23 protein-coding genes are annotated in these 24,228 nt (G+C 73.9%); 15 read left to right on the forward strand and 8 right to left on the reverse strand.

What is annotated here, in order from left to right; all coding sequences use genetic code 11:
• Positions 1–234: 234 nt before the first annotated feature.
• Entirely contained in the window at positions 235–594 is a 360-nt protein-coding gene (locus EBO15_RS29090; RefSeq protein ID WP_122197655.1) for a hypothetical protein, read from the reverse strand.
• A gap of 621 nt (positions 595–1,215) precedes the next feature.
• On the opposite strand from EBO15_RS29090, the gene EBO15_RS29095 reads away from it, so the two are divergent.
• The 9 genes from EBO15_RS29095 to EBO15_RS29135 all read left to right on the forward strand — a co-directional run bounded on the left by EBO15_RS29095 (position 1,216) and on the right by EBO15_RS29135 (position 11,581).
• Positions 1,216–1,524 carry a hypothetical protein gene (locus EBO15_RS29095; protein WP_122197656.1) on the forward strand — a complete coding sequence of 103 codons (309 nt, stop codon included), beginning with the start codon at positions 1,216–1,218 and terminating at the stop codon, positions 1,522–1,524.
• A gap of 361 nt (positions 1,525–1,885) precedes the next feature.
• Complete coding sequence (locus EBO15_RS29100; protein WP_158628378.1) at positions 1,886–3,358, forward strand: sugar transferase; 1,473 nt, start codon at positions 1,886–1,888, stop codon at positions 3,356–3,358.
• Between the two features lie 54 nt (positions 3,359–3,412).
• On the forward strand, positions 3,413–4,861 hold the full coding sequence (locus EBO15_RS29105; protein WP_122197658.1) for an O-antigen ligase family protein: 1,449 nt from the start codon (positions 3,413–3,415) through the stop codon (positions 4,859–4,861).
• Positions 4,858–6,531 carry a lipid II flippase MurJ gene (locus tag EBO15_RS29110; protein WP_147481693.1) on the forward strand — a complete coding sequence of 558 codons (1,674 nt, stop codon included), beginning with the start codon at positions 4,858–4,860 and terminating at the stop codon, positions 6,529–6,531. The genes EBO15_RS29105 and EBO15_RS29110 overlap by 4 nt, the downstream gene beginning before the upstream one ends.
• Positions 6,532–6,674: 143 nt before the next feature.
• Entirely contained in the window at positions 6,675–7,367 is a 693-nt protein-coding gene (locus tag EBO15_RS29115) for a polysaccharide deacetylase family protein (RefSeq protein ID WP_122197660.1), read from the forward strand.
• A complete protein-coding gene (locus tag EBO15_RS29120; protein WP_122197661.1) occupies positions 7,364–8,494 on the forward strand; it encodes a glycosyltransferase in 1,131 nt (376 codons plus the stop codon). Before EBO15_RS29115 ends, EBO15_RS29120 begins: the two co-directional genes overlap by 4 nt.
• On the forward strand, positions 8,491–9,285 hold the full coding sequence (locus EBO15_RS29125; protein ID WP_122197662.1) for a YveK family protein: 795 nt from the start codon (positions 8,491–8,493) through the stop codon (positions 9,283–9,285). The genes EBO15_RS29120 and EBO15_RS29125 overlap by 4 nt, the downstream gene beginning before the upstream one ends.
• Complete coding sequence (locus tag EBO15_RS29130) at positions 9,282–10,391, forward strand: GNAT family N-acetyltransferase (protein WP_122197663.1); 1,110 nt, start codon at positions 9,282–9,284, stop codon at positions 10,389–10,391. The genes EBO15_RS29125 and EBO15_RS29130 overlap by 4 nt, the downstream gene beginning before the upstream one ends.
• Complete coding sequence (locus EBO15_RS29135) at positions 10,388–11,581, forward strand: glycosyltransferase (protein WP_158628379.1); 1,194 nt, start codon at positions 10,388–10,390, stop codon at positions 11,579–11,581. The genes EBO15_RS29130 and EBO15_RS29135 overlap by 4 nt, the downstream gene beginning before the upstream one ends.
• On the opposite strand, the gene EBO15_RS29140 is transcribed toward EBO15_RS29135, so the two are convergent.
• Complete coding sequence (locus EBO15_RS29140) at positions 11,578–13,185, reverse strand: glycoside hydrolase family 26 protein (RefSeq protein WP_199744879.1); 1,608 nt, start codon at positions 13,183–13,185, stop codon at positions 11,578–11,580. The genes EBO15_RS29135 and EBO15_RS29140 overlap by 4 nt on opposite strands.
• Before the next feature lie 202 nt (positions 13,186–13,387).
• On the opposite strand from EBO15_RS29140, the gene EBO15_RS29145 reads away from it, so the two are divergent.
• Both EBO15_RS29145 and EBO15_RS29150 read left to right on the forward strand, forming a co-directional pair.
• The gene (locus tag EBO15_RS29145; RefSeq protein ID WP_147481694.1) at positions 13,388–14,755 is read left to right on the forward strand and encodes a carboxylate--amine ligase; all 1,368 of its coding nucleotides are present in this window, start codon (positions 13,388–13,390) and stop codon (positions 14,753–14,755) included.
• A 13-nt stretch (positions 14,756–14,768) separates the two neighbouring features.
• Positions 14,769–15,956, forward strand: a complete 1,188-nt coding sequence (locus EBO15_RS29150) for an NAD(P)-binding domain-containing protein (protein WP_122197666.1) — start codon at positions 14,769–14,771, stop codon at positions 15,954–15,956.
• A 67-nt stretch (positions 15,957–16,023) separates the two neighbouring features.
• Here EBO15_RS29150 and EBO15_RS29155 read toward each other — a convergent pair whose 3' ends face one another.
• From EBO15_RS29155 to EBO15_RS29175, 5 genes are all read right to left on the reverse strand, one after another.
• The gene (locus EBO15_RS29155) at positions 16,024–16,410 is read right to left on the reverse strand and encodes a hypothetical protein (RefSeq protein ID WP_122197667.1); all 387 of its coding nucleotides are present in this window, start codon (positions 16,408–16,410) and stop codon (positions 16,024–16,026) included.
• A 210-nt stretch (positions 16,411–16,620) separates the two neighbouring features.
• The gene (locus tag EBO15_RS29160; protein WP_122197668.1) at positions 16,621–17,286 is read right to left on the reverse strand and encodes a hypothetical protein; all 666 of its coding nucleotides are present in this window, start codon (positions 17,284–17,286) and stop codon (positions 16,621–16,623) included.
• A 93-nt stretch (positions 17,287–17,379) separates the two neighbouring features.
• Positions 17,380–17,868, reverse strand: a complete 489-nt coding sequence (locus EBO15_RS29165) for a hypothetical protein (RefSeq protein WP_122197669.1) — start codon at positions 17,866–17,868, stop codon at positions 17,380–17,382.
• A 426-nt stretch (positions 17,869–18,294) separates the two neighbouring features.
• Positions 18,295–18,525, reverse strand: a complete 231-nt coding sequence (locus tag EBO15_RS29170) for a hypothetical protein (protein WP_122197670.1) — start codon at positions 18,523–18,525, stop codon at positions 18,295–18,297.
• A 247-nt stretch (positions 18,526–18,772) separates the two neighbouring features.
• Entirely contained in the window at positions 18,773–19,021 is a 249-nt protein-coding gene (locus tag EBO15_RS29175) for a hypothetical protein (protein ID WP_122197671.1), read from the reverse strand.
• A gap of 634 nt (positions 19,022–19,655) precedes the next feature.
• Between EBO15_RS29175 and EBO15_RS29180 the strand changes: the two genes are divergently transcribed.
• From EBO15_RS29180 to EBO15_RS29190, 3 genes are all read left to right on the forward strand, one after another.
• The gene (locus tag EBO15_RS29180; protein ID WP_122197672.1) at positions 19,656–20,003 is read left to right on the forward strand and encodes a hypothetical protein; all 348 of its coding nucleotides are present in this window, start codon (positions 19,656–19,658) and stop codon (positions 20,001–20,003) included.
• A gap of 182 nt (positions 20,004–20,185) precedes the next feature.
• Positions 20,186–20,734, forward strand: coding sequence for a class E sortase (locus EBO15_RS29185; protein WP_122197673.1), 549 nt, complete (start codon positions 20,186–20,188; stop codon positions 20,732–20,734).
• A 117-nt stretch (positions 20,735–20,851) separates the two neighbouring features.
• Positions 20,852–21,184 carry a hypothetical protein gene (locus tag EBO15_RS29190; RefSeq protein ID WP_147481695.1) on the forward strand — a complete coding sequence of 111 codons (333 nt, stop codon included), beginning with the start codon at positions 20,852–20,854 and terminating at the stop codon, positions 21,182–21,184.
• Here EBO15_RS29190 and EBO15_RS29195 read toward each other — a convergent pair.
• The gene (locus EBO15_RS29195) at positions 21,181–22,662 is read right to left on the reverse strand and encodes a hypothetical protein (protein ID WP_122197675.1); all 1,482 of its coding nucleotides are present in this window, start codon (positions 22,660–22,662) and stop codon (positions 21,181–21,183) included. The two genes, EBO15_RS29190 and EBO15_RS29195, sit on opposite strands and share 4 nt — an antisense overlap.
• A gap of 383 nt (positions 22,663–23,045) precedes the next feature.
• Here EBO15_RS29195 and EBO15_RS29200 point away from each other — a divergent pair.
• Positions 23,046–24,228 (forward strand): AAA family ATPase (locus EBO15_RS29200; protein WP_147481696.1); only part of this gene is annotated, 1,183 nt, incomplete at its 3' end.

Consider the following 24,228-nt stretch of genomic DNA (forward strand, 5'->3'; position numbering starts at 1 on the left):
CGAGGGACGTCAGTGAGGCTGAGGCGGCTTGTCGCTCGTCCTGCTGTGCTCGTCGCGCTGTACGGCGGGGCGCGGTCGTCGTCGGGGCCGCAGCGGACCGGGGCGGGGAAGGGCCTGCGGGGGCGTTCGGTCTTGGGCGTGGGACCGGGCGTGGGACCGGGCGGGGGAGGACGTGGTCCTCCGGCCGCCCGGTCGAGTCCGGAACTCAAGGTTGGAGCTCCGGGTGTCCGCGGCTCAGCAGAAGTGCTCGCGGTGCAGGTACCGCCGGAAGACCCAGTGGTGCCGCAGGTCGTCCCGGACGCCGCCGCGCAGCCTCACCCAGCCGCGCGGGTTGCGGCACTTCTTGGCGTACACGTGGTGGTTGTGCTTGAGGGCTCCGATGATCCAGCTGTTGGGCCATACCCGGACGTGGAGTCCGATGCGCGGGGCCACCCTGTAGCGGCAGACCGGGCTGCTCCAGCCCGTCACCGCCGTCGCCTTCGACGCGGCGGCGGGCGTCGCCGCCTCGGCCGCGCCGGAGGAGAGCAGGGTCACGCCGCTCAGGCCGACGCCGGCGATGGCAAGGGCGATGCTCCGTCGAGTCGTCGCTCCCATGTGTGCTCCTTCTGATCCGGGCAGTCGCAGATGCGACATGCTTCCGACCTGAGAGTGAATTCCCGGCATATGGCATGACAACTACCTGATCAGGCCAAGAAAGCGGAACGCCCGTGCTGTCGCGAGAAGTGCGATATGCGAAAAGTGCCGGGTGGGGTGCGTTCCTGCGCTGTTCCGTTGCGCGGCCGGGGGTGGAGTGTTGGACGTCGGGAGCCGGTGCCTTGACGGACGGGGGCGTAACGCCATGTATTCCGGTCTCTAGGGCAAAAGGGAGAGGGTGATCTCCGGAGGCGTCGGGAACGATCGCGGCACGGAACGGAAGAAGTGCGAAGATAGTTGAGCGTTTTCGCACCTCAGGCGGGTTGTGGTGGATTGTCGAGGGGTGGCGTGCCGAGCGGCGGGGAGCGCCTCGGGATGTCGTGTCGTGTGGGTTGGTGGGGAGAAAGAGAGATTTGCGTCCGGGGCGTTCGTCATTGGGAAGTCAAGAAATGGTGAGCGACCTGCTAATCGTTCTGATGATGGTGGAAGTCGGCGGGCTCAACGTGTTGAGTGTCCGTGGTGCCCAGCCTGCAAGAACGGGCACTAGGTCGAAATTCCACTGTGCACAGAAGGGGCTTCGGTATGAAGCGACTGGTGGCGACAGGGTTCATGGCCCTGGCGGCGGGTGGCGTGCTGATGAGCGCCTCCCCGGCTATGGCGTGGGACGAGCCGGTCCCGAACATCCACTCGTCCCACTCGTCGGACGCCCAGGGGATCGGCGTCCAGACCTGCCGCTCGGTTGAGGTCGGCGCCGTCATCGGTGTCATCCTCCACAACGTCCTCGCTCAGGACAACGAGGCCGGCAACTGCAACAACGGCTCTACGGCCGACAGCCACCACGGCCACCACGGCCACGGCTTCGGTGAGGGTTGGGGCGGCTACCGCCACTGATCCAGGCCTTGACCGGGCCGGGGGCGAGTTCGGCTCGTCCCCGGCCCGGTTTTCGCTTTGTCCGGGATGATTCCCCGTCGGTCAACGCTGTTCCATCGTCCCTGCGGCATTCGTCAAAGGACCCGTGGCGGGCGCGTGTCGTCCCCGGCCTCCGTGTGAGGCTCGCCAGCGGATCGTGAAGCCGGGCGAGGGAACTCCCGGAGGAAATCGGGCGTCCCCGCGGTCGTCCGCCCGTACCGCCCGGGACGCCTCGTTCAGGCCGAAGTCCGAAAGGTGGCGCGACGGCGAGCCGTTCACCCCGCCGCCGTGTGCGGACGGCTCGCAGGTCCAGGCTTTTCCGTTCCCGGAAAGGACGTCGATTTTGGGAGCTCAAGGGCTTGCGGCGCTCGGCACAGCCGAGGGGACCACGACTCGCCCGCCGGTCCTCCAGGACCATGTGCTCGGGACCGAGCACCGCCCTCCGGCCCACCGGCGCACCCCCCGCCTCACGCTGCGACTGCCCGCGGCCGGCTATCGCCTGACGCTCTCGCTGCTGGACTTCACGGTCGCGGCGGGCCTCTCCCTCACGCGGACCGGAGATCCGGTACGCGCCGTCCTCACGGGGACGGTGCTCGTGGCTTTGCAGGTCGCGGCCGGGGGATACCGTCCGCGCCGGAGCCTCAGCCTCGTCGACGAGGTCGTGCCGACCGTGACCCGCGTGCTCCTGGCCGATCTGGCCGTCGGCCGCGTCCTGCTGCCGCCCGCGCCGGCGACGCTTCCCCTCGCGACACTGCGGATGCTGGAGTTCGTCCTGGTGGCGTCGGTGCTGGCCCTCGCGGGACGGTTCCCGGTGTTCAACGCGGCGCGGCGGTTCCGGCGCAGGCCGGCGCGGCTGCGCGCGACGGTCGTCATCGGCGGGGGCGCGGTCGCGGACCGCATCGCCGAGCATCTCGACCGGCGTCCCGAGCTGGGGCTGGCCGTGACGGCGCGGCTGGATCCGGGCCAGGTCGACAACGCCGCCCTTCCGGCCGCCGCCGCGGGGGACTGGCCGCACCTCACACGGACGCTGCACGCGACGCGCGCCCGGGTCGCCGTGCTGGTCTGCGAGGGCGTCCACCCCGTCCAGCTGGACGCCACGGCGCGGACGGCGGCGCGGGCCACCGGCGAGGTCTGGGCCGTGGTGACCGCGCCGGGCCTGGTCCCGGCGGGGGCGCGCGGACGCGAAGACCTGGCCGGGATCCCGGTCGCCCGCGTGCTGGACGCCGGGCGCGTCACGCTCGGACGGCGCGGCAAGCGGATGTTCGACGTCGTCGTGGCGTCGGGGATGCTCGTGCTGCTGAGCTGGCCGATGGCGCTGTGCGCGATCGCCGTGCGGCTCGAGGGCGGGCCCGGCGTGCTGTTCAGGCAGCGCCGCGTCGGACTGCTCGGACGCGAGTTCACGCTGGTGAAGTTCCGGACGGTCCGTCCGACCGCCGAGCATCACGCCGACACGAGCTGGTCGGTGGACCACGAGCGGCTCGTCGGCCCGGTGGGGCGGTTCCTGCGGAAGACCTCGCTGGACGAGCTGCCGCAGCTGTGGAACGTCCTGCGCGGGGACATGAGCCTGGTCGGGCCGCGTCCCGAGCGCCCGCACTTCGTGGCGACGTTCGGCGGGACCGTCCCGAACTACGGGCTGCGTCATCGCATGCCGGTCGGGATGACCGGATGGGCGCAGGTCAACGGGCTGCGGGGCGACACCTCGATCGAGGACCGGGTGCGCTACGACAACTACTACATCGACCACTGGTCGTTCGCGGCGGACCTGCGGATCCTGCTGATGACCGTCCGGGCCGTGATGGTCCGGGAGGGCCGGTGACCGGGCGATGACCCCGCAGGCCCGGACCGGCCCCGACCCCCGGCCCCTCGCCGCATGACCGGCACGCGGTCCGCGCCGGGGGGACGGCGTCGGCTCACACGGTCCTCCAGCCCCTCCTGGCAGGCCCTTCCCGCGCGGGACGGCGAACCGCACTCGTGGGGCTCCGCCTGGTGGCGGCGTCCGTCGTGGCTGGTCGCGGCCACGGTGCTGAGCGTGGCGATCCCGCTGGGGGACGACTCGGTCGCCTCCGGGACGACGCACGCCTCACCGGGGGACGCGGTCAGTCTGGTTCTGGTCGTGATCGCGGGGGCGTTGTGGATGCGCGGTCGCGTGCGCGTTCCCGTGGCCGTGACGCTCGTGATCGCGGGGGTCGTCGTCGCGGCGGCGCTCTCGACGGAGTTCTCCCCGGAACCGGCGACGAGCCTGGTGGGGTGGGTGCGGCAGACGCAGGTCTTCGTCCTGGTGCCGCTCGCCGTCATGGTGGCGGTCCGCGACCGGCGGGACGTGTCGGTCGTCGTGGGCTCGGTCGTGGCGCTGGGCACGGTCGAGGCCCTGGTGGGGGTCTGGCAGACCGTCACGCACGACGGCGCCTCGTACGCGGGGAAGCTGATCCGCGCGGTCGGGACGTTCGGCGCGCTGGACGTCATGGCCATGGCGACCGTCTGCGGGATGGCGCTGGTCATGGCCGTCTCGCTCGCGCTCACCGCCCGGGACGGACGGCGGCGGGCGCTGCTCCTCGGCGTCGTGGCCGTCCTCGCCGCCGGGCTGGCGTGCTCGCTGAGCCGGGGGAGCTGGATCGCGGCGCTGGCCGGCCTGCTGGTCGTCCTCGTCCGGTTCGACGTGAAGCTCGCCTTCCGGCTCGGACTGTGCGCGCTGGCGCTGGCGACCGTCGTGGTCGGCGGGTTCGGGATCGGCTCGGGGACGATCGGGACCCGCACGCGGTCGATCCTCGACTCCGTCAACGACCCGGACCGTTCGGTCGGGGACCGGTACGCCCTGTGGGGGACCGCCGAGGGAATGTGGCAGGACCACCCCGTGACCGGCGTCGGCATCAAGAACTTCCCGGTCTTCCGGGACGCGTACGCGCCGCCGCGGCTGTCGGGGGCCAGCGACACGGCCGACTCGGTGACCGGGTTCGTCCGGGAGCCGCTGCTGTCGCCGCACGACCAGTACCTGCTGATGCTCTCCGAGCAGGGTCTGCTCGGGGCGGGGGCGTTCGTGCTGGCCCTGGGCGCGGTGCAGGTCGGACTGTGGCGCCGGAGCAGGGCCGTGGACGGGCACTGGCTGCTATGCGTGGGCACCACGACCTCGATCACGGTCAACTTCCTGTACTCGGACATGGGCGGGCCCACGACCGTCCTGGTGGGGATCGTGCTGGGGCTGGCGGCCCGCCACACCTGGCCCGTGGCCTCTGGCCCGGCCTCCGCCTCCGATTCCGCCCCCGCCCCCGCCCCCGCCCCCGCCCCCGCCTCCGGCTCGGCCTCGGTTGAGGGCGCGTGGTGACCGCCGCCGACGCTCGGGTGAGGCCCGAGGTCCAGGCCGGGAAGCGGCTCTCGGTCGGACGTGCGGCGACGCTCTCGGCGGTGCTGGTGTGCGCGGGGACGGGGATGGGGTTCGTCCGGGACCTGCTGCTCGCCGACCACTTCGGCGCCGGGCCGCGCACGGACGCGTTCCTGGTGTCCTGGACGGTCCCGGAGACGGTGTCGCCGCTGCTCATCGAGGACGCGATGGCGCTCGTCATGGTCCCGGTCGTCACGCGGGCGATGCTCCGGCCGCACGGGGTGCCGCGGCTGGTGCGGCGGGTCGCGCCCCGGCTGATCCTCGTGCTGACGGTGCTGGCGGTGGCCGTGATGCTGCTCGCGCCGTGGCTGGTGCGGATCGCCGCGCCCGGCGTCACGGACCGGGCCGAGGCGGTCGTCTGCCTGCGGCTGACCGCGGTGACCGTCCTGACGTTCGGCGTCGCGGGGTTCATCAGCGCGATCCTGCGTCCGCACCACCGGTTCGGGCCGCCCGCCGCGATCTACCTCGCCTACAACGTCGGCATCCTCGCGATGCTGGTCACGCTCGCGAACGCGTGGGGGATCACCAGCGCGGCGCTCGGGGTCGCGTGCGGCAGCCTGTTCATGGTCCTCGTCCAGGTGCCCGCGTTCGTCCGGGTGCTGCGCGGGGGGAGCGGACCGGCGGCCGAAGCCGCCGACGTCCCCGCCGTCCCCGAGGCGGAACCGGCGCCGGGGACGGCGGCGCGCCAGGTGTGGTTCGCGGCGGTGGCGCCGGTCGTCGCGTTCACGGTCGCGCGGCAGGCGCAGGTGCTGGTCGAACGGTTCTTCGGATCGAGCCTGCCCGAGGGGACGATCTCCCACCTGAACTACGCGCAGAAGGTCGCGCAGGTGCCGATGGTCCTCGCGCTGCTGGTCGCGACCGTGACGTTCCCCCGGCTCGTCCGGGCCCACCTGGACGACGACGCCGGACGGCTCCGGCGGCGCGTCGAGGGCGACCTCACGGTGGTGGGGCTGCTGATCCTCGTCGCGATCACCTACCTGTGGACGTTCGCGCCGCTGATCACGCGGGTGATGTTCGAGCACGGCGCGTTCACCCGCGCCGACTCCCTGAGCACGGCGCACATCCTGCGGATCTACGCGCTCGGGCTGCTCGCCCAGTGCGTCCTGGGGGTGAGCGTCCGCGCGCTGTCGGCGGGACGGCGGGGAGGCTGGCGGACGCCGCTGGCGATGCTCGCCGGTCTCGCGGTCACGTTCGGCGTCGCGGCGCTGTTCGGCGCGAGCCACGGCGCGGGGGCGCTGGCGGCGGGGAACGCGGCCGGGATCAGTGTCGCCGCCGTCCTGCAACTGGTGACCGTGCGGCGGAGGGTCGCGCCGATCCGGTTCGTCCTGCTGGGACGGCGTCTGGTGGTCGGCGCGGGATGCGCGCTCGCCGCCGGGTTCGGCGCCGAGCGGGTGACGTGGCTGGTGGCCGGGGAGGCCGCGCCGCTCGTCCGGCTGGTGGTCGGGGGCGTGGCGGTGCCGCTGGTCATGACGGTGATGCTCGCCCTGGTCATCGGGGCCGCGGAGCTTCTGCGGGGACGGGACGAGCCCGAGACCGGAACGGGGGGAGCCGGCGAGGCCGGATCGGCTCCGCCCGCGGAACGACCGCCGGCCATGCGAAGGGTGATCGGCTGATGGGCATCGAGTGGACGACCAGGGACCAGCCGCCCGGCGGCCCGGGTCCGCGCCCGGCGGACTCGCCCGGTCCGTGCGCGGCCGATTCGCCGGGTCCGCACGCGGCCGATTCGCCTGGTCCGCACACGGACAGGGCGGGGCGGATGCCGCCGGTGCTCATGTACCACTCGGTGGACCACTACCTCGAGGACCCGCATCTGATCACGGTCACGCCGAGCCGGTTCGAGCGGCAGATGCGCTGGCTGAAGGCGAGCCGCCTGCGCGGGGTCGGCGTCGCGGAGCTGCTGGCCGCGCGGGCCGCCGGACGGCACCGGCGGATGGTCGGCCTCACCTTCGACGACGGCTACGCCGACTTCGTCCGGCATGTCGTCCCGGTGCTGCGGGGGCTGGGGTTCACCGCGACGGTGTTCATGGTGTCCGGGGAGATCGGCGGCGCCAACTCCTGGGACGACGGCCCGCGCAAGCGCCTGATGGACGCCGGGCAGCTGCGCGCGGTGGCCGACGCGGGCATGGAGGTCGCGTCCCACGGCGTCCGGCACCTCTCGCTTCCCGACGCCGACGACGACGACCTGGCCGGCGAGCTGCGGGAGAGCCGCGCGCACTTGGAGGAACTGCTCCGGAGGCCGGTCGCCGGCTTCGCCTACCCCTATGGGAACGTCACGCCGCGCGTGGTGGACGCCGTCCGGGACGCGGGCTACGACTACGGGTGCGCGATCTGGGGATCGGGGGCCGACCGGCACGCCCTCGCCCGCACCTACATCGGCGAACGCGACGACCCGCTGCGCATGCGGCTCAAGTTCGCCCGCCACCGGTTCCGGCAGAGGAAGCCGGAATGACGCGCGTCCTGCACCTCATCACCGGGCTGGGCCTGGGCGGCGCGGAACACCAGCTCGTTCTGCTCGCGCGGCACCTTCCCGTGCAGTGCGAGGTGGCGACGCTGGCCGGGCCGACCACGCTCGCGGGCGAGCTGCGCGGTCTCGGCGTCCCCGTGCACGACCTGGGGATGGTCCACAACCGCGACCTGACCGTCCTGCCCCGGCTCGTGTCGCTGATGCGGCGCGGACGCTACGACGCCGTCCACACGCACCTCTACCGGGCGTGCCTGTACGGACGCGTCGCCGCGCGGATCGCGGGGGTGCGGCGCATCATCGCGACCGAGCACTCCCTCGGTGACCGCCACATCGAGGGCCGGGACACCACCTGGCCCGTGCGGATGCTGTACCGCGCGAGCGAGCAGCTCGGCTCGGCGACCGTCGCGGTGTCGCCGACGGTCGAGCGGCGGCTGCGCGACTGGGGCGTTCCGGCGCGGCGGGTCGTCACGATCCCGAACGGGCTGGACCCGGTGGCCTTCGCCTTCGACCCCCGGGCGCGGGAACGCGTCCGGCACGGGCTCGGGCTGGCGTCCGGGGACTTCGTCGTCGGGACGGTCGGACGCCTCGTCCCGACCAAGCGCGTGGACGTCCTGATCGACGCCGTCGCGCGGGTGCCGGGCGCGAAGCTGCTGGTCGTCGGGGACGGTCCCGACGCGTTGCGGCTGCACGCGATGGCGTCCGCGCCGGGGGCCCGCGTCCTCTTCGTGGGCGCGCGGCAGGACGTCGGCGCGTACCTGTCCGCCATGGACGTGTTCGCCTCGCCCTCCGAGCAGGAGACCTTCGGGCTCAGCGTCCTGGAGGCCCTGGCGAACGGGCTTCCCACGATCTACACCACCTGCCCGGCCCTCCAGGACCTCGCCGGGCGCCCGCCCGGTCCGGAGGGCGACGAGCCGCCCGTCCGGCGGGTGCCCGGCACGGCCGAGGCCTACGCCGCGGCGCTCCGCGAGCTCGGGGACCTGCCGGTCACGGCGCGTTCCTGCGCCGCCGCCGCGCGCGCCTACGCGATCGACGGCCTCGTCGCCCGGCTGGTCGCGCTCTACCAGGTCGACCGGCCCGGCCGCATGACGACTTCCGAGGAGGCACATCGATGACCACGGCCAAGACCCGGACGGCGGACGGCGGCCCGGACACCGGCCCCCCGCCACCGGGCGGGCGGGCGCGCGGGCCCGCGGACCCGATGCGCGGCGCGGCGCTCCCGATGGCCGTGATCGTGCTCGGCGCGGTGGCCGGGACCCTGTACGGGCTGCTCACCCCGCCCGCGTTCGAGGCGTCCGCGAACGTGCTGGTCGCGCCGGACAAGCACAGCTCCGGCGCGGACGCGGTCAACTACGCGCAGGCGTACGGGCGGCTCGCGAACCTGCCCGAGACGCTCACCTGGGCACCCGTCCCGGCACCGTGGGGGACGTCGGTGGAGTCGGCCGCCAAGCGGCTGCGCACGTCGACCTCGCCGGACACGCCGCTCATCCGGCTGACCGCGACCGCGCCGGAGCCGCGCCGGGCCGCGACCCTGGCCAACGCCGCCGCCGCCGCGCTCGTCCGCTACGGCACGGGTCACCAGGCGGACACCGGCGTCCGGGTCATCCTGATGAGCAACGCGCTCGCCCCGACCACCGCCAGCTCGCCCAAGCTCCTCCTCGACATCGCCGTCGGAGCGGCGTCCGGGGGGCTGCTGGCGGCGCTGGCCGCGCTCGCGGGGCTCCGCTGGCCGCCCGCGTCGGCGGGCCGCCGGAGGCAGGGGCGCGCCTGGGACACCGAGGCGGTTCCGGACGCGCCGTCCGAGACCGGCGGACGGGCCCAGACGCGGCGGAGCGGGGCGTCGCGCTCGTCCCGTTCGTCCCGCCGGAACCGGGTCGAGCGACCCGCCGCGGAGGACGAGAAGTGAACCTCCACCCGTCCCTCTCCCGGGTGGACACCGCCCGCTGGCGCACCGAGGTGCACCGCGACGACACCGCGTGGGACGTCCTGGGCGAGGGCTGGAACGACCTGTACGACCGCAGCCGCGCCACGCCGTTCCAGGCCCTGGCCTGGAACGCCGCGTGGTGGCGGCACTACGGCCGTCCGGGCGGGCTGCGCCTCGTCGCGGTCTGGCGGGACGACCGGCTGATCGCGCTGGCCCCGCTGATGGTGCGGCGGCGCCACGGGCACCGCGTCCTGGCGCCGCTGGCCGCGGCGCAGAGCGACCACACCGACGTGCTCGTCGACACCGAGCACGCGTCCGCGGCGGTCGGGCGCCTGGTGGAGGCGCTGCTGGACGAGCCGGGCTGGAGCGTCCTGGACTTCCCCGAGGTGATGCCGAACGGGTCGGCCGGGGCGCTGGCCGAGCACTGGCCGCGGCCGGGCCGGCGCGTGCCGTCCTCGGTGTGCCTGCGGCTCCCGGCGTGCGAGCCCGAGGAGTTCTGCGCCCGGTTCCCGCGCCGCGCGGCGGGCAAGATCCGCGCGCGGCTCCGGAAGATCGAGGCGCTGGGACTGGACGTCCGGCAGGCGGCCCCCGCCGACGCCCGGCGGGGCGTCGCGGACCTGCTGGGGCTGCACCGGCGGCAGTGGCAGGGACGCGGCATCAACCCCGAGCACCTGCGTCCGCGCTTCGCCGCGATGCTCGGCGACGCGGCGGCCGCGATGATCGCGTCCGGGCAGGCGGCGCTCACCGAGTACCGGCGCGAGGGACGGCTGGTCGCCGCCGACCTCGCGGTGATCGGCCCCGACTGGGTCGGCGCGTACCTGTACGGCGCCGTGCCCGACCTGCGCACCGGCGGCATGGACGTGGCGCTGATGCTGCTCGGCAACGACCTGCGCCTGGCGTGCCGGGGCGGCCTGCCGTTCCTGAGCCTGCTGCGCGGCCAGGAGGACTACAAGCTCAAATGGCGGCCCGACCTGATCCAGAACGAGCGGATCGTCCTGTGCCGTTCGGCCCGGTCGGCCGGATATCTGGGCCTCGTGTCCGCCCGCGCGGAGCTGACGCGGCTGAGGCACCGGGCCCGCACCTCATGATCGGGGAAGACGCGGCGGCGGGGGCCGGGATCGGGCCTCAGGACCGTCCGCTGCGGGTGCTCCATGTCTCCCAGCCGACGACCGGCGGGGTCGCCGGGTACCTCGTCCAGACCGTCGCCGCGCAGCGACGGCGCGGATGGGAGGTCTTCGTGGCCAGCCCGCAGGACGGCACGCTCGCGTCCGACCTGCGGGGCGAGGGCGTCCCGCACCACGTGTGGGAGGCGGGACGCTCACCCGGGCCGGGCATGCTGGGCGAGGCGCGCAGGCTGCGCCGCATCATCGGCGCCGTGGGCCCGGACGTGGTCCATCTGCACTCGTCCAAGGCGGGACTGGCCGGGCGGCTGCCCGGGGTCGCCCCGGGACGTCCCGTGATCTTCCAGCCGCACGGCTGGTCGTGGCTGTCCGGCGGCGGCGTCCTCGCCCACGCGAGCGCGTGGTGGGAGCGGAGGGCCGCGCACCGCGCGGACGCGATCGTCTGCGTCGGGGACGGCGAGCGGCGGCAGGGCGTCGAGAAGCGGATCCGCGAACGGCTGTGGACGATCCGCAACGGCGTCGACCTCACCCGGTTCCCCCCTGCCGACCAGCGGGAACGCGAGCTGGCACGGGAGCGGCTGCGGTTCCCCCGGGACGCGCCGCTCGTGGTCTGCCTCGGCCGCGTCACCCGCCAGAAGGGCCAGGACCTCCTGCTCTCCGCCTGGGACCGGGTGGCCGCGGCCTGCCCGGACGCCGAGCTCGCGATCGTCGGCTCGGGCGACGCCCTGGACGAGCTGCGGCGGCGCGGCGGCGACCGGGTGCGGTTCCTCCCGGACGTCACGGGCCCGCGCGACTGGCTCGCGGCGGCGCACGTGGTCGCGCTGCCGTCGCGCTGGGAGGGGCTTCCGCTGGTCGCGCTGGAGGCGCTGGCGGTCGGGCGCAGCGTCGTCGCGTCGCGGATCCCGGGCCTGGCCGAGGTCGTGACGTCCGAGGTCGGTGCCCTGGTGACCTGCGGCGACGTGGACGCGCTGGCGCAGGCCATCATCCGTCGCCTTCGCGATCCGGGCCTGCTGGCCGACGAGGCGGAGGCGGCCGGCGTCCTCGTCCGCGACTTCGACATGGTCGAGACGCAGTCGCGGCTGTGCGCGCTCACCCTGGCCGTGGCCATGGGGACGGCCGACGCGCCGGCGCTGAGCAGCCCCGTTCCGGTCAGCTAGCAGGTCCGCCTGAACCGCGCCGCCCCCGCAGTGGTGGTGGCGGCGGTGGCGGCGGTGCTGGGCGGCACCGGCGGTGTGAGGGCTTGGGGTGACGGCGTGGCGGCCGCCGGCTGCTGGACGAGCGGGGCCGGAACGGGGGCCGCGTCCGGCGCGAGCGGCTTCGGCGCCGGGACCGTGACCACAGGAGGCACGGTCGGACGCGTCTGCTCCGTCCCTGGCGGACGTACCGGGCAAGCCGTGCCGCCCGAGCTCCCCGGTACCGTCGCCGACGCGTTCTCGATGGCCTTGACCAGCGGTTTCGCGTCAGGCGCGACCGGCTTGACGGGTGCCTTCGAAGTCGCGTGCGTCGCCGGTGTGGACGCCTTGGGAAGCTCCTTCAGGTGCGGAGGCAGGAACGGCACCTGCGTCGACGGCCCCGGAACCGTCTGGGCCGGGACGACCGGCGGCGCCGCGGGCGTCGCCGGAGCCGTCACCGGCGGGACGACGCCCGTCGGCGGGACGACGGGTGGCGTCGCCGGGGGAGTCTGCACCCCGGGCACGGCCGGTGTCGGAACCGTCGTCGCCGGATCGGTCGGAGACACCGAAGGCGAAGGCGATGGCGTCGAAGGCGTGGGCGTGGGCGTGGGCGTCGGTGTGGGTGTGAGGCCGCGTCCGCCGAACAGCTTCCGGTACTCCCTCGACGAGCGCGGGTTCTGCCCGCAGCCCCACACCCCGTGCGGGCAGTAGTCGGTGATGGTCTCGTAGACCACCGGGTGGGTGGAGATCCAGTCGTACATGCCCTTCACGAAGCCGGGGTCGTCGGAATTGCGGAACATCCCCCATTCCGGGAAGGACATGGGCTTCTTGTGGTCGGTGGCGAAGCGCGCCTGCTCGGCCAGGCCGTAGGGCTCCTGGATGAATTGGTCGAAGTCGGCGCCCGCGGGCTGGTCGTAGTTGTCGGAGCCGATGATGTCGACGACATCGTCGCCGGGATAGCAGGTCGGCCACGGAATGGTGTCGCGTCCGCGCGTGGCGGTGAAGTCGAAACGGAAGCGGGCGTTCGGGACCGCGCGCATCGTCGTGACGATCCGCCGCCAGTAGGAACGCCATTTATTCGGATTCGGCGCACATCTGCTGGTATAGGTGTCGCCGTTCATCTCCCAGCCCGGCACGATGATCGCGTCGGCCGCGCCGCCCGAGACCATCCGCGTCGCCAGTTCCTGGAAGTGCCGGTCGAAGGCGCCGTCCGCGCCGCGGTCGAGGCCCCGGGAGACGTTCTCGTCGTCCACGCCGTCCTCGTTGTGGGGCAGCATCGGGACGTTCAGGACCAGGAGCTTCGCGGGGTTGGCGCGTTTCCATTCCAGCCAGGGCCGCAGCACCCCGGGTGAGCCCTCGATGTCGCTCCAGGTGTTGCCGGGCAGATAGGTGTGGCCGACGTCCACCGGCGAGTCGAGCCAGCGCTGGAAGCGTCCGATGGCCCGGACGCCCTCGCTCCCCGACCCCAGGAACGCGCCGAGCGGAACGGCGTGCGGCGTCTGGTCGGCGGAGCGCCTCGTCTCATGAAAGGACGTGCCGACGCCAAGGGCGAGGAAAACGGTGACCGAGGTCAGTGAGATCGCCCCCAAAATCTTGGGGGACCTGGGTCTCGGTGGGGCGAAACGCGGGCCGTCTGCACGCGCGGAGCCGTTCCTCATGCCTAGAATATGCCCGGCGACTTTGGTTGACGAACCGTGGGTTCCGTCGAATGGAAAACTCTTTACCAACCTCGAATCGGGGTGAATCTTGGCGGAAGCGGCATACCGGTCCACGCTTCTCGGCACTCGTTCGGTGCCCGAATTCGATACCGGGCTTCCGGTGCTTCTCTTCCGCACCAACCATTATCCGCTGCACCACGGGACGCTCGCGGCCGTCCGGTCCCTCGGGCGCGCCGGGATCGAGGTCCACGCGCTGCTGGAGGGCCGCGCCAGCCCCGTGAGCCGGTCCCGCTACCTGAGCGGGGCGCACGCGTTCGGGCCGCACCCGGCCGACGCGCCCGGGCTGATCGGCCACCTCGCCCGGGTCGCCGGCCACATCGGACGGCCACCGCTCCTGATCCCGATGGACGACGCCGCCGCGCTCTTCTCCGCCGACCACCGGAACACGCTCGCGGGCCTCTTCCGGCTTCCGGGAATGAGCCGCGCCCCCGCCGACGTGGCGGACAAGTCCGCGCTGCTGGAATGCTGCCGCCGCGTCGGCGTCCCCGTCCCGTCCAGTCATGTCCCGGCCGGGCCGCACGTCTCCCCGGACGACCTGGACGCGCTCGGCTACCCGGTGATCGCCAAGTGGTCCCGCCCGTGGATGCTCCCGCGCGGCGCCCGCAGCACCACCCTGGCGCATGATCTCCGCGAGGCCCGCGCGCTGCTCCGGCTCTCCTTCACCCCGGACCACCGCGCCGCGGGCCCGGTCATCTTCCAGCAGATCGTCGGCGACACCCGGCACGACTGGTTCTTCCAGGGCTACTTCGACGACGAGTCGAACCTGCTCTTCGGCGGCGTCGGGAAGAAGCGCCTCGCCTACCCGCGCCGGACGGGCGCGACCGTCGTGGGGGAGTGGCTGCCCAACCCGCGCCTCGAACGCCACGTCCGCGCGCTCGCCAGGCGGCTCGGCTACACCGGCCCCGCCGACCTCGACTTCCGCTACGACCAGCGGGACGACACCTACAGCCTGCTCGACTACAACCCGCGGCTCGGCGCCCAGTTCCGGCTGTTCACCGACCGCGGGGGGAAGGACCTCGTCCGCGTCCTGCACCTGCTGGCGTCCGGACGGCCCGTCCCGCCGGTCCGCCCGGTGTACGGCCGGAAGATCCTCGTCGAGAACCACTACCTGCCGCTGATGGCCGCCACCCGGCCCCACGGGCTCGCCGCGCTGCGCGACTGCGAGCTGGCCTGGCTCGCGGCGGACGACCTCGCCCCGATGACGACGCTCGTCCGGCAGAGCCTGCGGGTCGCGGCGCGCAAGGCCGTCCGCGGACTGCCCACCGCCGGCGGCATCGCCCGCCGCCTCACCCGCCGATCGTCCGACGAGCCGGACATGCCCGACACATCCGCCACGCCCGCCACGCATGACGCGCCCGGCACGCCCGGCACGCCCGACGCGTCCGCCGTGTCCGCCGTGGCGGGGCCGGACCGCCGCGACCAGCGCACCCCGCCTCAGTGAACGGAGTCCAGGAATGAGCACGTCCAAGGTGGAGACCGTCGTCGTCGGCGCGGGCCCCTACGGTCTCTCCGTGGCGGCGCACCTCCGGAGCGCGGGCATGGAGTGCCGGATCATCGGCACGCCCATGCACTACTGGAACTCCAACATGCCCGAGGGGATGTTCCTGAAGTCCGAGCCCTTCGCGTCCAGCCTCAGCTCACCGGACGCCGGGACGGGCTTCCTGGACTTCCGCCCGGGCTGGCGCACCGGTGAGCCCATCCCGCTCGACACGTTCACCGCGTACGGCGAGTGGTTCACCGGCGAGGCCGGGCTGCCCGTCGAGCCGACGCTCGTCGCCGACGTCAGCCGCACCGGCGACCGGTTCGAGGTCGCCCTGGAGACGGGCGAGGTGATCTCCGCCGCCAACGTCGTCCTCGGCATCGGGGTCGGGGCGTTCGCCGACATGCCGCCCGAGCTGCGGGGCCTTCCCGGCGAGGTGTGCAGCCACAGCGGCGACCACCGCGACCTGTCGGTCTTCAAGGGACGGCAGGTCGCCGTGGTCGGCGCGGGCCAGTCGGCGCTGGAGACCGCCGTCCTGCTCGCCGAGCACGGCGCGGAGCCCCATCTGATCACCCGCACCACCAGGCTGAGGTGGAACGCGACGCCGGGCGGCGGCGGGTCCCCGCTGACGCGCCTGCTGCGCGGTCCCCGGTCGGGGCTCGGACGCGGCTGGCGCACCTGGGTGTGGTCCGAGCGCCCGCAGTACACGCGGCTGCTCTCGGACGCGGCCCGCGCCAAGATCGTCAAGAACACGCTCGGACCCGCGGGCGCGTGGTGGCTGCGCGACCGCTTCGAGGGCGGCGTCGCGGTCCGGCCGGGGCAGCGGCTCTCCGGGGCCGACCTCGTCGCCGGCCGGGTGACGCTCTCCACGGTCGACCACACCGGGATGCCCTGGCTCCTCCACGCCGACCACGTCCTCGCCGCGACCGGCTTCGTCCCGGACGTCGACCGGGTCGGGATCCTCTCGCCCGGCCTCCGCCGCGAGATCACGCGCATCGGCCTCTCGCCCAAGCTGGACGCCGGGTTCGAGTCGTCCGTCCCGGGCCTGTTCTTCACCGGCCTGGCCGCCGCCGCGAGCTTCGGCCCCGTCATGCGCTTCGTCCACGGAACCGGCTTCTGCGCCCGCCGGATCGCCCGCCGGCTCTGCCCCCCACGCCACTGACCCGCTCCGTCCAGGCCCACCCGCGCCCCTCACGAGGCGCCGGTGGGCCGGGGCGTGCCGGCGAGGGTCAGTGCTTCACGCGGCGGACCCAGCGGAGGGCGTCGCGGTCCCAGCGCGCCTCGGTCCGGAGCCGGTCGAGGTCCGGGACGGCGCCGGGGGTGCCCGCGGGGACCTGGACCCAGCCCTGCCCCTGGTAGTCCCAGCCGCGCTCGGGGCCGGGACCGTCCCAGCAGGCCCACCAGCCGAACTCCTCGGCCTCGGCCTCGCCGGGCCACTGCCCCGTCCAGGTGTCCCGGCCGCAGGCGTGGTCCAGCTCGAGGTCGGCCCGGTGATGGCTTCCGCAGGCGAGCCGCCGTCCGCCGTGGTAGAGGCAGCGGGCGATCGCGCACCCGTCGGTGTGCGGCCGTGCGACGGCGGCCCCGCAGTCCGGGCAGTAGGGGTCCAGCGAGCTCACATGTCCTCCTCGGGCGGGAGACGCGAAACACCGGCGCCTGGGCCGCGCGGCGCCGGATCCTCGGCGGTCGCGCGCGGCGTACACCGAATACTGGCCTGCGTCGCGCCCGCCACGCCCGAACGCGGCCGCCCTCGGAGGACGCTTCCGGCGAGATGTATCCGCGCTGGTAGGTGGCTCTTTCCCCTGCGTCAGCAGGGTCTCGCGGCCCGGTCAGTTGCCAGGGACGGGCGGCAGGTCGGCGTGCGTGACGGTGAAGCCGCCCCTGGTCACCGGGGCGAACGGAGCGGGCGCCATCGCCGTCCCGACCGGCGTCTCGTCGCTCCAGGAGCCGTCGGCGCCCTTCGCCAGGTTCACGAACTCCCACGAGTAGCCGAGCCGGTCGTGGGAACGGCCCGGGGCGTCCTTGCCCGCGTCGTAGACGCTGAACCCGAGCCGCTTGCCGACCCACGGCGGGCCGCCCGGGCTCGTCCAGGTGACGACCGCCGTGAGGGACGCGTACCCGGGCGCGGTCACGAGCGAGTCGACGGCGGCCCTCGCCGTGAAGGTGACCTTCCGGCCCTGGACGACGCTCGTGTGCGCCACCGTCACCGTGCCGGTGGCGTCGTTCGGCGCGCCCGGCAGCCCCGGCCCGCCGTCCGGGCGGGGGAGCGGGCGGGTGTACGGCGCGGCGTGCGCGTCGATCGTGAAGGCGCGGACGTCGTCGTCGCGCTGGTAGGTGCGGCGGATCTCCGCCGACCCGACCACGCTCGCGACCTCGGCCCGGGGACGCGCGGACGGTTCGCGCGGGGTGGCGGCCGAGGCCGAGGTGGTGACGGCGGCGGTGCCGGCCGCGGCGGCGGCGGCGAGGGCGAGCACGGCGATCTTCTTGGCGTTCATAGGTGTGGTCCGTTCTGTGCACCGGTCGGCGATCTCGAACAGGGACCACCCTGCCGACTCGCCCCGCCCCGCCGACTCCCCCGGCGGAGGGGATCAGCGCAGGGCCGGTCCCCCGGACGGGTGAGACGCCGTCATGCCGGCGATGACGAGGATCGCCGCCTCGAAGACCTCGTACGCGGGCGCGATGCGCCCCGCCTCCCAGACGAACCCGCACGAGGTGTCGACGGACGCGTCGGTGCAGCAGACGGCCGTCCCGTCGGGCGGGACGGCGGGCGGCAGCGTCGCGGGTTCGCACCACACGGTCTGCCGCATCCGGACGGCCTCGGCCCGGCACACGCTGAGGAACGGCGGCCCGTCGTCGGGGACCTGGAGGCTGCAGCGGAGCCCGGACAGCTTCAGGACGACGACCTGTAGTTCCTCGAGGTGGCGGGTGCCGCCCTCCATCGTCGTCCGGTCGGCGCCGGGCCCCAGGCGGAGCCGGGGCAGGTCGGGCGCGACGGTCCCCGGAGGCCCGCCGACACGGCTCGGCACCGGGTCCGCGACGAGCGCCGGACGATGGAACCAGTCGGAAATCCAGGACATAGATCGGCCCCCCGGACGACCTGAGCTGCGGACCGCCCGGCCGCGAACGGCGGCGGGCGCTGACGGTGGAAACACGGACTGGACGCGAGGCCCGGAACCGGGGAAGGGAGGGCTGGAATTCGCCGCGAAGGCGGAAACACGCCCTTGGTCCGTTTCTCGAAGATCTGTGTCGGCGGCCGGACGGCGATATGCCGGACGGCCCTTATACCGATCGCTGGCGGGTCGCGTGGAATTCCGCGTGGAGACGTTGACCGTGTGGTACCCACCCCCCTGTGGGTCAGCACGCGCCTTCGCATCGTAGGTGAATCGGCCGAGTGGCGAGCGGCGATTCAAGAAAAGGGAGGGTTCCGGCCACCCCTTCGTTCTTCACGGCGCCGTGAGCCCCGTGCGGACAGGGGATTCCGGCGTTGTCGGGGGTGTGCGGCCTCAACGGGGCTTGCGGCGGACGGTTCCGGTGGCCGAGGCGATTCCGCCGAGCAGGGCGGTGGCGATGACGGCGAGCCAGCGTTCGGCCGCGGTCGGGGGCGGGACGGGAATGAGGTACCAGAAGGAGAGCGCGAGCAGGGCGGCGAGCAGCCCGCCGAGGGCCCCCTCGCCTATCGCGCACCAAAGCGTCCTGCCTTGGTCGCTTTCGCCCGGCTGTTCCGGGCCGCCCATGGGTTGACTCATCCTCGCCTTGCCCAAAGAGGGGGAGTCCGGGTTCTGATGGTGACCGAGGGCGAATGAAGAGGGCTGCGGCGCCGAGCACGAGGGACGTCAGGTGGAGGGCTCGGCGCGCCTCACGTGTGCGCGGGTCCGGTGGTCCCGGTGGCGGGTACCGGACAAATCGGATGTCGGACAGACGGCGAGGGTGCGGAGGAGGCCCGGGCGGCCCCGTCCGCACCCTCGCCTCGGACGGGCCGGGTCAGCGACCCTTGATGACCTTGACCTTCTGAAGGTTTCCGCCGTTCACGCAGTCGCCGTGCTCGTCCTCGATGCCGAGGAGGTTGTGGATGGCGGCACCGATGCCGGCGACGTCGACACTGCGGCAGGTCTGGATGCCGATGATCTGCAGGTTGCGCGGCGGCTTGTCGCCCGCCATGGCCGGCCCGGACATCAGCGCGATCAAACCCACGCCGCCGAGGAGGGCCACAGCAGCCTGTCGCTTGCGCATGAGTTCTCCATTCAACTGTTGTTGCGTTGCCGCCGACGCGAACCGCGCCACAGCGTCCGACCATCGCACCCCACAGCCTCACCTCAGGGCAGGATGGACAAACGCGTTTTGCGAAACCGTTGCCTTGAGCAGGAGTGCTCTTCAGGCGGCTCGGGCATTTCCGGTCGGAACGCAAAAGTCGCGACAGTAGAACAATCGGTCGCACGCGCCTGGGTAACCTCTGGTCTTGATCAAGTCGGCTTGGTTTCCGGGGGTCGGTGAAACTCGGTCCATTTCCGGCAGAAGTGGCACTCACGGGACCGCTTCGATTGTCTCCTCAATGCGGCGCGTTGTCCGTCCGGACCATGCTTCGAGTGGCACACTGTGCTGTCATGGCTGCGGGTTCCGGCAACGGTTCTCGGCGCCGGACGAGTGACGGTGTGAAAGCGGGGCTCCGGCCGCCGCATTCCTTCGAATGCGCGGTCCAAGGCACATGCCCCGGCCCGCCGCCGCACGGTCCGCACGCGGTCGTCCCCAGGGATCGGGCGTGCGCAGCCACCGAAAACTCGAACAGGCGATGGTCGGCCTCGAACGCCCGGGTCCCCGAACAGACGGGCGTGGACGACGTTCCGCCGAACCTCCGAAGGAGCAGATCATGCGCAACTGGGCCAAGAACGTGAGCCGCGCCGCGCTCGTGGCGGGCGGCCTGACCGTCGTCGGGATGGGCCTGTCCACCGGCTCCGCCTTCGCCGACGCCGCCTCCGGGACGTCCGCCCACCAGGGCACGGCCGTCCACCAGGGCATCGCCAACCCGCCCGGCGGAGGGTCCGGCTCGGACGGGATGCCGCCGGTGGCCAAGTCCGTCCGCAAGCTGGTCCGCAGCGTCGGGATCCCGGTGCCCGGGTCGGACTCCGGCCCGAACGACCCGCAGGTCCCGCCGCGGCTCCCGATCGAGGGCCTGCCGTTCAGCGTCGGCGGCAAGGCGATCCCGGGCCTCTCGTGACCTGAGCGGGCCGGGCGCGCGAGCGCCCCGGCCCCTCGCCGTCCCGTGACAGCGCACCGTCCGGCCGGGTCCGATCCTCTCGGAGCCCGGCGCGGCGGTGCGCTGTCGCTGTGGCCGGGCCCGTCCGGCCGCGGGGTCCGCGCCCCGGTGGCTAAAGCCCCACGCAACAGCAGGAGGAGTACGTGCAGCTCAGACAGCTTCTCGCCGGCGCGGCGGCCGGTGTCCTCGGCTGGGCCGGCCTCGCCGCGCCCGTGGACGCCGCGGCGGCTCCCGCCTTGGCCGCGTCGGTCACCGCACGCCCCGGACCGGGCGCGCGGGCGCGGCAGCGCGTCGAGTTGATCATTCCGAGGCTGCGCCTCGACGGCCGGGTGCGCGAGGGGGTCTCGGAGTCGAACCTCAAGCGCGGCGTCGGCCACTACCCGGGGACGGCGCGGCCGGGGCAGGTCGGCAACGCCGTGTTCCTCGGACACCGGACGACCGGCGCCGCGCCCTTCGGCGACCTGGAGGAGCTGACGCGGGACGACCCGGTCGTCCTGGTCTCCGGGAACCGCCGGTACGTCTACCGGGTCACCGGGACGAAGATCATCCTGCCGGGCGACCGCCGGGTGCTCGCGCCCGTCCCGATGGAGCCGGGACGCGCGGCGACCGAGGGCTGGGTGACGCTCGTGACCTGCTATCCACGCGGGTTCGACAGCCACCGGTTCGTGGTGTTCGCCCACCTCGACCACTAGCCGCCACCAGCCGTTCGGGCCGCGGCGCATCTCTCCCCGACGGCAGCGTCGTCGCACGGGGCTGCCTCACACGAACCGCGGGCGGTGCCTTCCGCCTGCCTGGAAAGAGGAGAACGCATGACAACGACGGGCAGGACCATGAAGGTGCTGACGGGTGCACTGGCGCTCGGCTGCGCGGCGGGTGTCGCGCTGGGCACCGCGACGGCGGCGTCCGCGTCGGTCGGGGACTTCACGTACCGGTCGGGACAGAAGGACTTCCGCCTGCACAACGAGGCGGACGGGCCGTGCCACTCCCTGGCGGAGATGGGCTCGCGGTTCAAGAACCTCACCGGCACGACCGTGGAGCTGTTCAGCGACAAGGACTGCCACGGCCGGCACGCCTACATGGAGCCGCACGCGGGCGCGGCCGGGGCGCCCGAGTGGGCGTGGAGCTTCCGCTTCCTGCCCTAGCCGGCCGCCCGGAGGCGGTCGGGACGCTCGTCGCCCGGCCGCCCGCCGTCGGCGCGTTCCCCCTCCCCGGCGACCCAGGGGAGGACGGCGGCCAGGGACAGCAGCGGGACGGCCGGGATCAGGTAGCGGTGGTCGAAGTCGGCGGTGGCCGCCGGGACGACGATCAGCGCGACACCGGCCAGGAGCGGCAGGAGCGCCGGGCTCCGGGGACGCCGGACGATCCCGGCGAGGGCGGCGAGCAGCAGGGCGGCGAGCAGCGGCCCGGGGAGGAAGACCAGGTCCTGGTAGGCGCGGATCCAGCGCGCGAACGGCTGGACCACGCGGGGCCGGGCGGTCACGCCGCCGTACCGCCTGGACGGCTTCACGGTGGTGCCGTGCCGCCGGTAGTGGGCCGGGAAGCGGTACTCGGCCACGGTGTTCGCGGTCGGACGGTTCGCGCGCCGCGGTGCGAAGCCGCGCACGGCGTCCTCCAGGACCGTCCAGGTGTAGTCGAGGGGCTGGGCGAGGACGGCGCGCTGGGCGAAGTCGGCGGCGAGGGAGTTGGCGTCCGGGTCGTAGGCGCCGCCGGGGAAGGTCTGGAACGGCGTGTGGACGCCCCACATCGCGGCGAACGCGGCGTCCATGCCGGGGGTGTCGTGCGTCCAGTCGCGGCAGAAGATCCGTTCGCCGACGGGCGGGCGGATCCGGGCGCAGTCGGCGAACGCGGCGACGCGTCCGAACAGGAAGAGTCCGCCGGTGCCGCTGAGGCCCCAGCGTCCGTTCTCGGCGTGGTACCAGGTGGCGTACGAGCCGACGACCAGGGCGAACGCGGCGGCGAGGGAGCCGACGGTCCGCCAGCCCACCCGGCGGACGATCAGGAGGAGCAGCGCGAGGGCGACGAGCGGCAGTCCGACCGTCCGGGTGACGGCGGCGCCGCCGAGGAGCAGTCCGGCGGCCAGGGCCAGGGGCCAGGACGGGGCGGAGCGCCACAGCAGGGCCGCGATCGCCGCGGCGATCAGGACCTCGAAGAGCACGTCCGACAGGACGATGTGCTCCAGTTGGATCTGGTAGGCGTCCAGTAGTACGGGTGCGGCGGCGAGGCAGCCGAGGAGTCCGGGCAGGACGGTCCGGTGCGGCCGGGCGGCGCTCGCCACGCGGTAGACCACCAGGTAGGGCAGGACGCCGACGATGAGCCCGAAGAAATGCTGGGTGAACGCGACCGCGCCGAAGTCGTGCAGCGGCCGGAGCGTCCACAGCAGGAGCGAGTAGCCGCTCGGGCGCAGCACCGACGGGGCCGGATCCAGGGCGCCGCGCAGGTACGCGCCCGAGTCCCCGAACCACAGCGTCGACGGATAACCGGCCATGGCGACCAGGCGTGCCAGGACGGCGACGGCGAGCAGCAGCGCGAACGGCCCGTGCCGACGCGCCGTCGCCCCCGGCTCGATCTTTCCCGCCGCGCGCCCGCTTCCGGGCGGACGCGCCGACGCGTCCACCTTCACGCTGTCTCCCCCGCTGTCTCCCCCGATGTTCCCCCCGCGATCCCCCGACGGGCCCTACCCGGTTGCGGCGCCGGGACACCGGCCGTGCCCGCGCTTGCGAAACGGCCGGAACCGGACGGGGCGGGAAGGGACGCGGCGGCGGCCGGGCGCTCGCGGGCGGGGGAGGCGGGCCGCGCGCCGGGCGGGCCGATCCGCCCCTGTCCGGCGCACCCGACCCCGGTGGGATCGTTCTGCTGCGGTTACGGCACGATATCCACCAAAATGACACCCCCGACCGGGGAGCGGGTGACGGCTGACTTCTCCGTTGACCATGGTCGGCGGGAGGAGTAGTTTCGCGGCGCGGAACTCGTGCCTGGCCATGAGCAACCGGAGGACCCGCCCAGATGGACCGTGCGGCAGGGCCAACCGGGGGATACGCCAAGGACGCCGAACGGGCGGCGACCGAGGCGCTCGTGGTCGTGGAACCGGTCGTTCCCGGCCGCACCCGGCGCGGCGCCGGCATCGTGGGGATGTCGGGCCTGCTCAGCGAGGCGCGGGAGCACCTGGCCCGCGACGACGGGACGGTCGTCCTGACCGGTCCGCCCGGCATCGGGAAGTCGACGCTGCTCGAGCGGCTCGCCGGCGACCACACCGGCCACACCGTCCTGCGCTGCGCGCCCGCCGAGTCCGAGAGCCAGCTGCCGTTCCTCGGGCTGATCGACCTGCTGTCCACGACCGGCGACGACGTGCTGGACCTGCTTCCCGGGCACCAGCGGGCCGTCCTGCGGTCGGCGCTGCTGCGCGGGGGCGACCCGCCGCCCGAGCGCGGACCGCTGCCGCTGCGGCTGGCCGTCCTGGACCTGTTCCGGGTGCTGTGCGCGCGGTCGCCGGTCCTGCTGGTGATCGACGACGCGCAGTGGCTGGACGGCCCGAGCGCCGAGCTGCTGGCGTTCGTGGCGCGCCGCGCGGCCGGGCTGCCGCTGCGCGCGCTCGTGGCCGTCCGGGTGGACCAGCGCGGACGGTACGACGCGAGTTTCTGCCCGGGCCCCGTCCACGCGATCAACGTGCCGGGGCTGACGGTGGCCGAGGTGTCGCAGCTGCTCGGCGACCGCTGGCCGCGTCCGGTCGCGGCGCGCGTGCACGAGGTCAGCGGCGGGAACCCGTTCTTCGCGCTGGAGCTCGGGCGCGCGCTCGCCGAGTCGCCGCCGGAGTCGACCGACGACGACCTCCCGCTGCCCGACAGCCTGCGCGACCTCATGCTCGACCGGCTCGGCACGCTGCCCGAGGACGCGCGCCGGACGCTGCTGACCGCGAGCGCGGCGGCCCGCCCGACGCTGCGGCTCCTGCGCGCGGCCGGGCGCGACGGCGCGGACGAGGACGTCGCGGCGGCCGTCCGGGACGGGATCGTGGAGATCGGGTCGGGCGAGGTCGTCCGGTTCACCCATCCGCTGCTCGCGGCCGTCGTCTACGCCGAGGCCGACCCGGGGGAGCGGCACGCGGCGCACGCGGCGCTCGCCGGGGCGGTGACCGACCCGGTGGAGCGCGCCCGGCACCGCGCGCTCATCGCCCCCGGCCCGGACGCCGAGC

The sequence above is a fragment of the Actinomadura harenae genome (genome assembly GCF_003696215.1).
Classification (GTDB): domain Bacteria; phylum Actinomycetota; class Actinomycetes; order Streptosporangiales; family Streptosporangiaceae; genus Spirillospora; species Spirillospora harenae.

Coding starts and splice junctions, on each gene's coding strand:
- EBO15_RS29090 (WP_122197655.1), bottom strand. CDS start 594: ATGGGAGCGACGACTCGACGGAGCATCGCCCTTGCCATCGCCGGCGTC.
- EBO15_RS29095 (WP_122197656.1), top strand. CDS start 1,216: ATGAAGCGACTGGTGGCGACAGGGTTCATGGCCCTGGCGGCGGGTGGC.
- EBO15_RS29105 (WP_122197658.1), top strand. CDS start 3,413: ATGACCGGCACGCGGTCCGCGCCGGGGGGACGGCGTCGGCTCACACGG.
- EBO15_RS29115 (WP_122197660.1), top strand. CDS start 6,675: ATGCCGCCGGTGCTCATGTACCACTCGGTGGACCACTACCTCGAGGAC.
- EBO15_RS29120 (WP_122197661.1), top strand. CDS start 7,364: ATGACGCGCGTCCTGCACCTCATCACCGGGCTGGGCCTGGGCGGCGCG.
- EBO15_RS29125 (WP_122197662.1), top strand. CDS start 8,491: ATGACCACGGCCAAGACCCGGACGGCGGACGGCGGCCCGGACACCGGC.
- EBO15_RS29135 (WP_158628379.1), top strand. CDS start 10,388: ATGATCGGGGAAGACGCGGCGGCGGGGGCCGGGATCGGGCCTCAGGAC.
- EBO15_RS29150 (WP_122197666.1), top strand. CDS start 14,769: ATGAGCACGTCCAAGGTGGAGACCGTCGTCGTCGGCGCGGGCCCCTAC.
- EBO15_RS29160 (WP_122197668.1), bottom strand. CDS start 17,286: ATGAACGCCAAGAAGATCGCCGTGCTCGCCCTCGCCGCCGCCGCCGCG.
- EBO15_RS29165 (WP_122197669.1), bottom strand. CDS start 17,868: ATGTCCTGGATTTCCGACTGGTTCCATCGTCCGGCGCTCGTCGCGGAC.
- EBO15_RS29170 (WP_122197670.1), bottom strand. CDS start 18,525: ATGGGCGGCCCGGAACAGCCGGGCGAAAGCGACCAAGGCAGGACGCTT.
- EBO15_RS29175 (WP_122197671.1), bottom strand. CDS start 19,021: ATGCGCAAGCGACAGGCTGCTGTGGCCCTCCTCGGCGGCGTGGGTTTG.
- EBO15_RS29180 (WP_122197672.1), top strand. CDS start 19,656: ATGCGCAACTGGGCCAAGAACGTGAGCCGCGCCGCGCTCGTGGCGGGC.
- EBO15_RS29190 (WP_147481695.1), top strand. CDS start 20,852: ATGACAACGACGGGCAGGACCATGAAGGTGCTGACGGGTGCACTGGCG.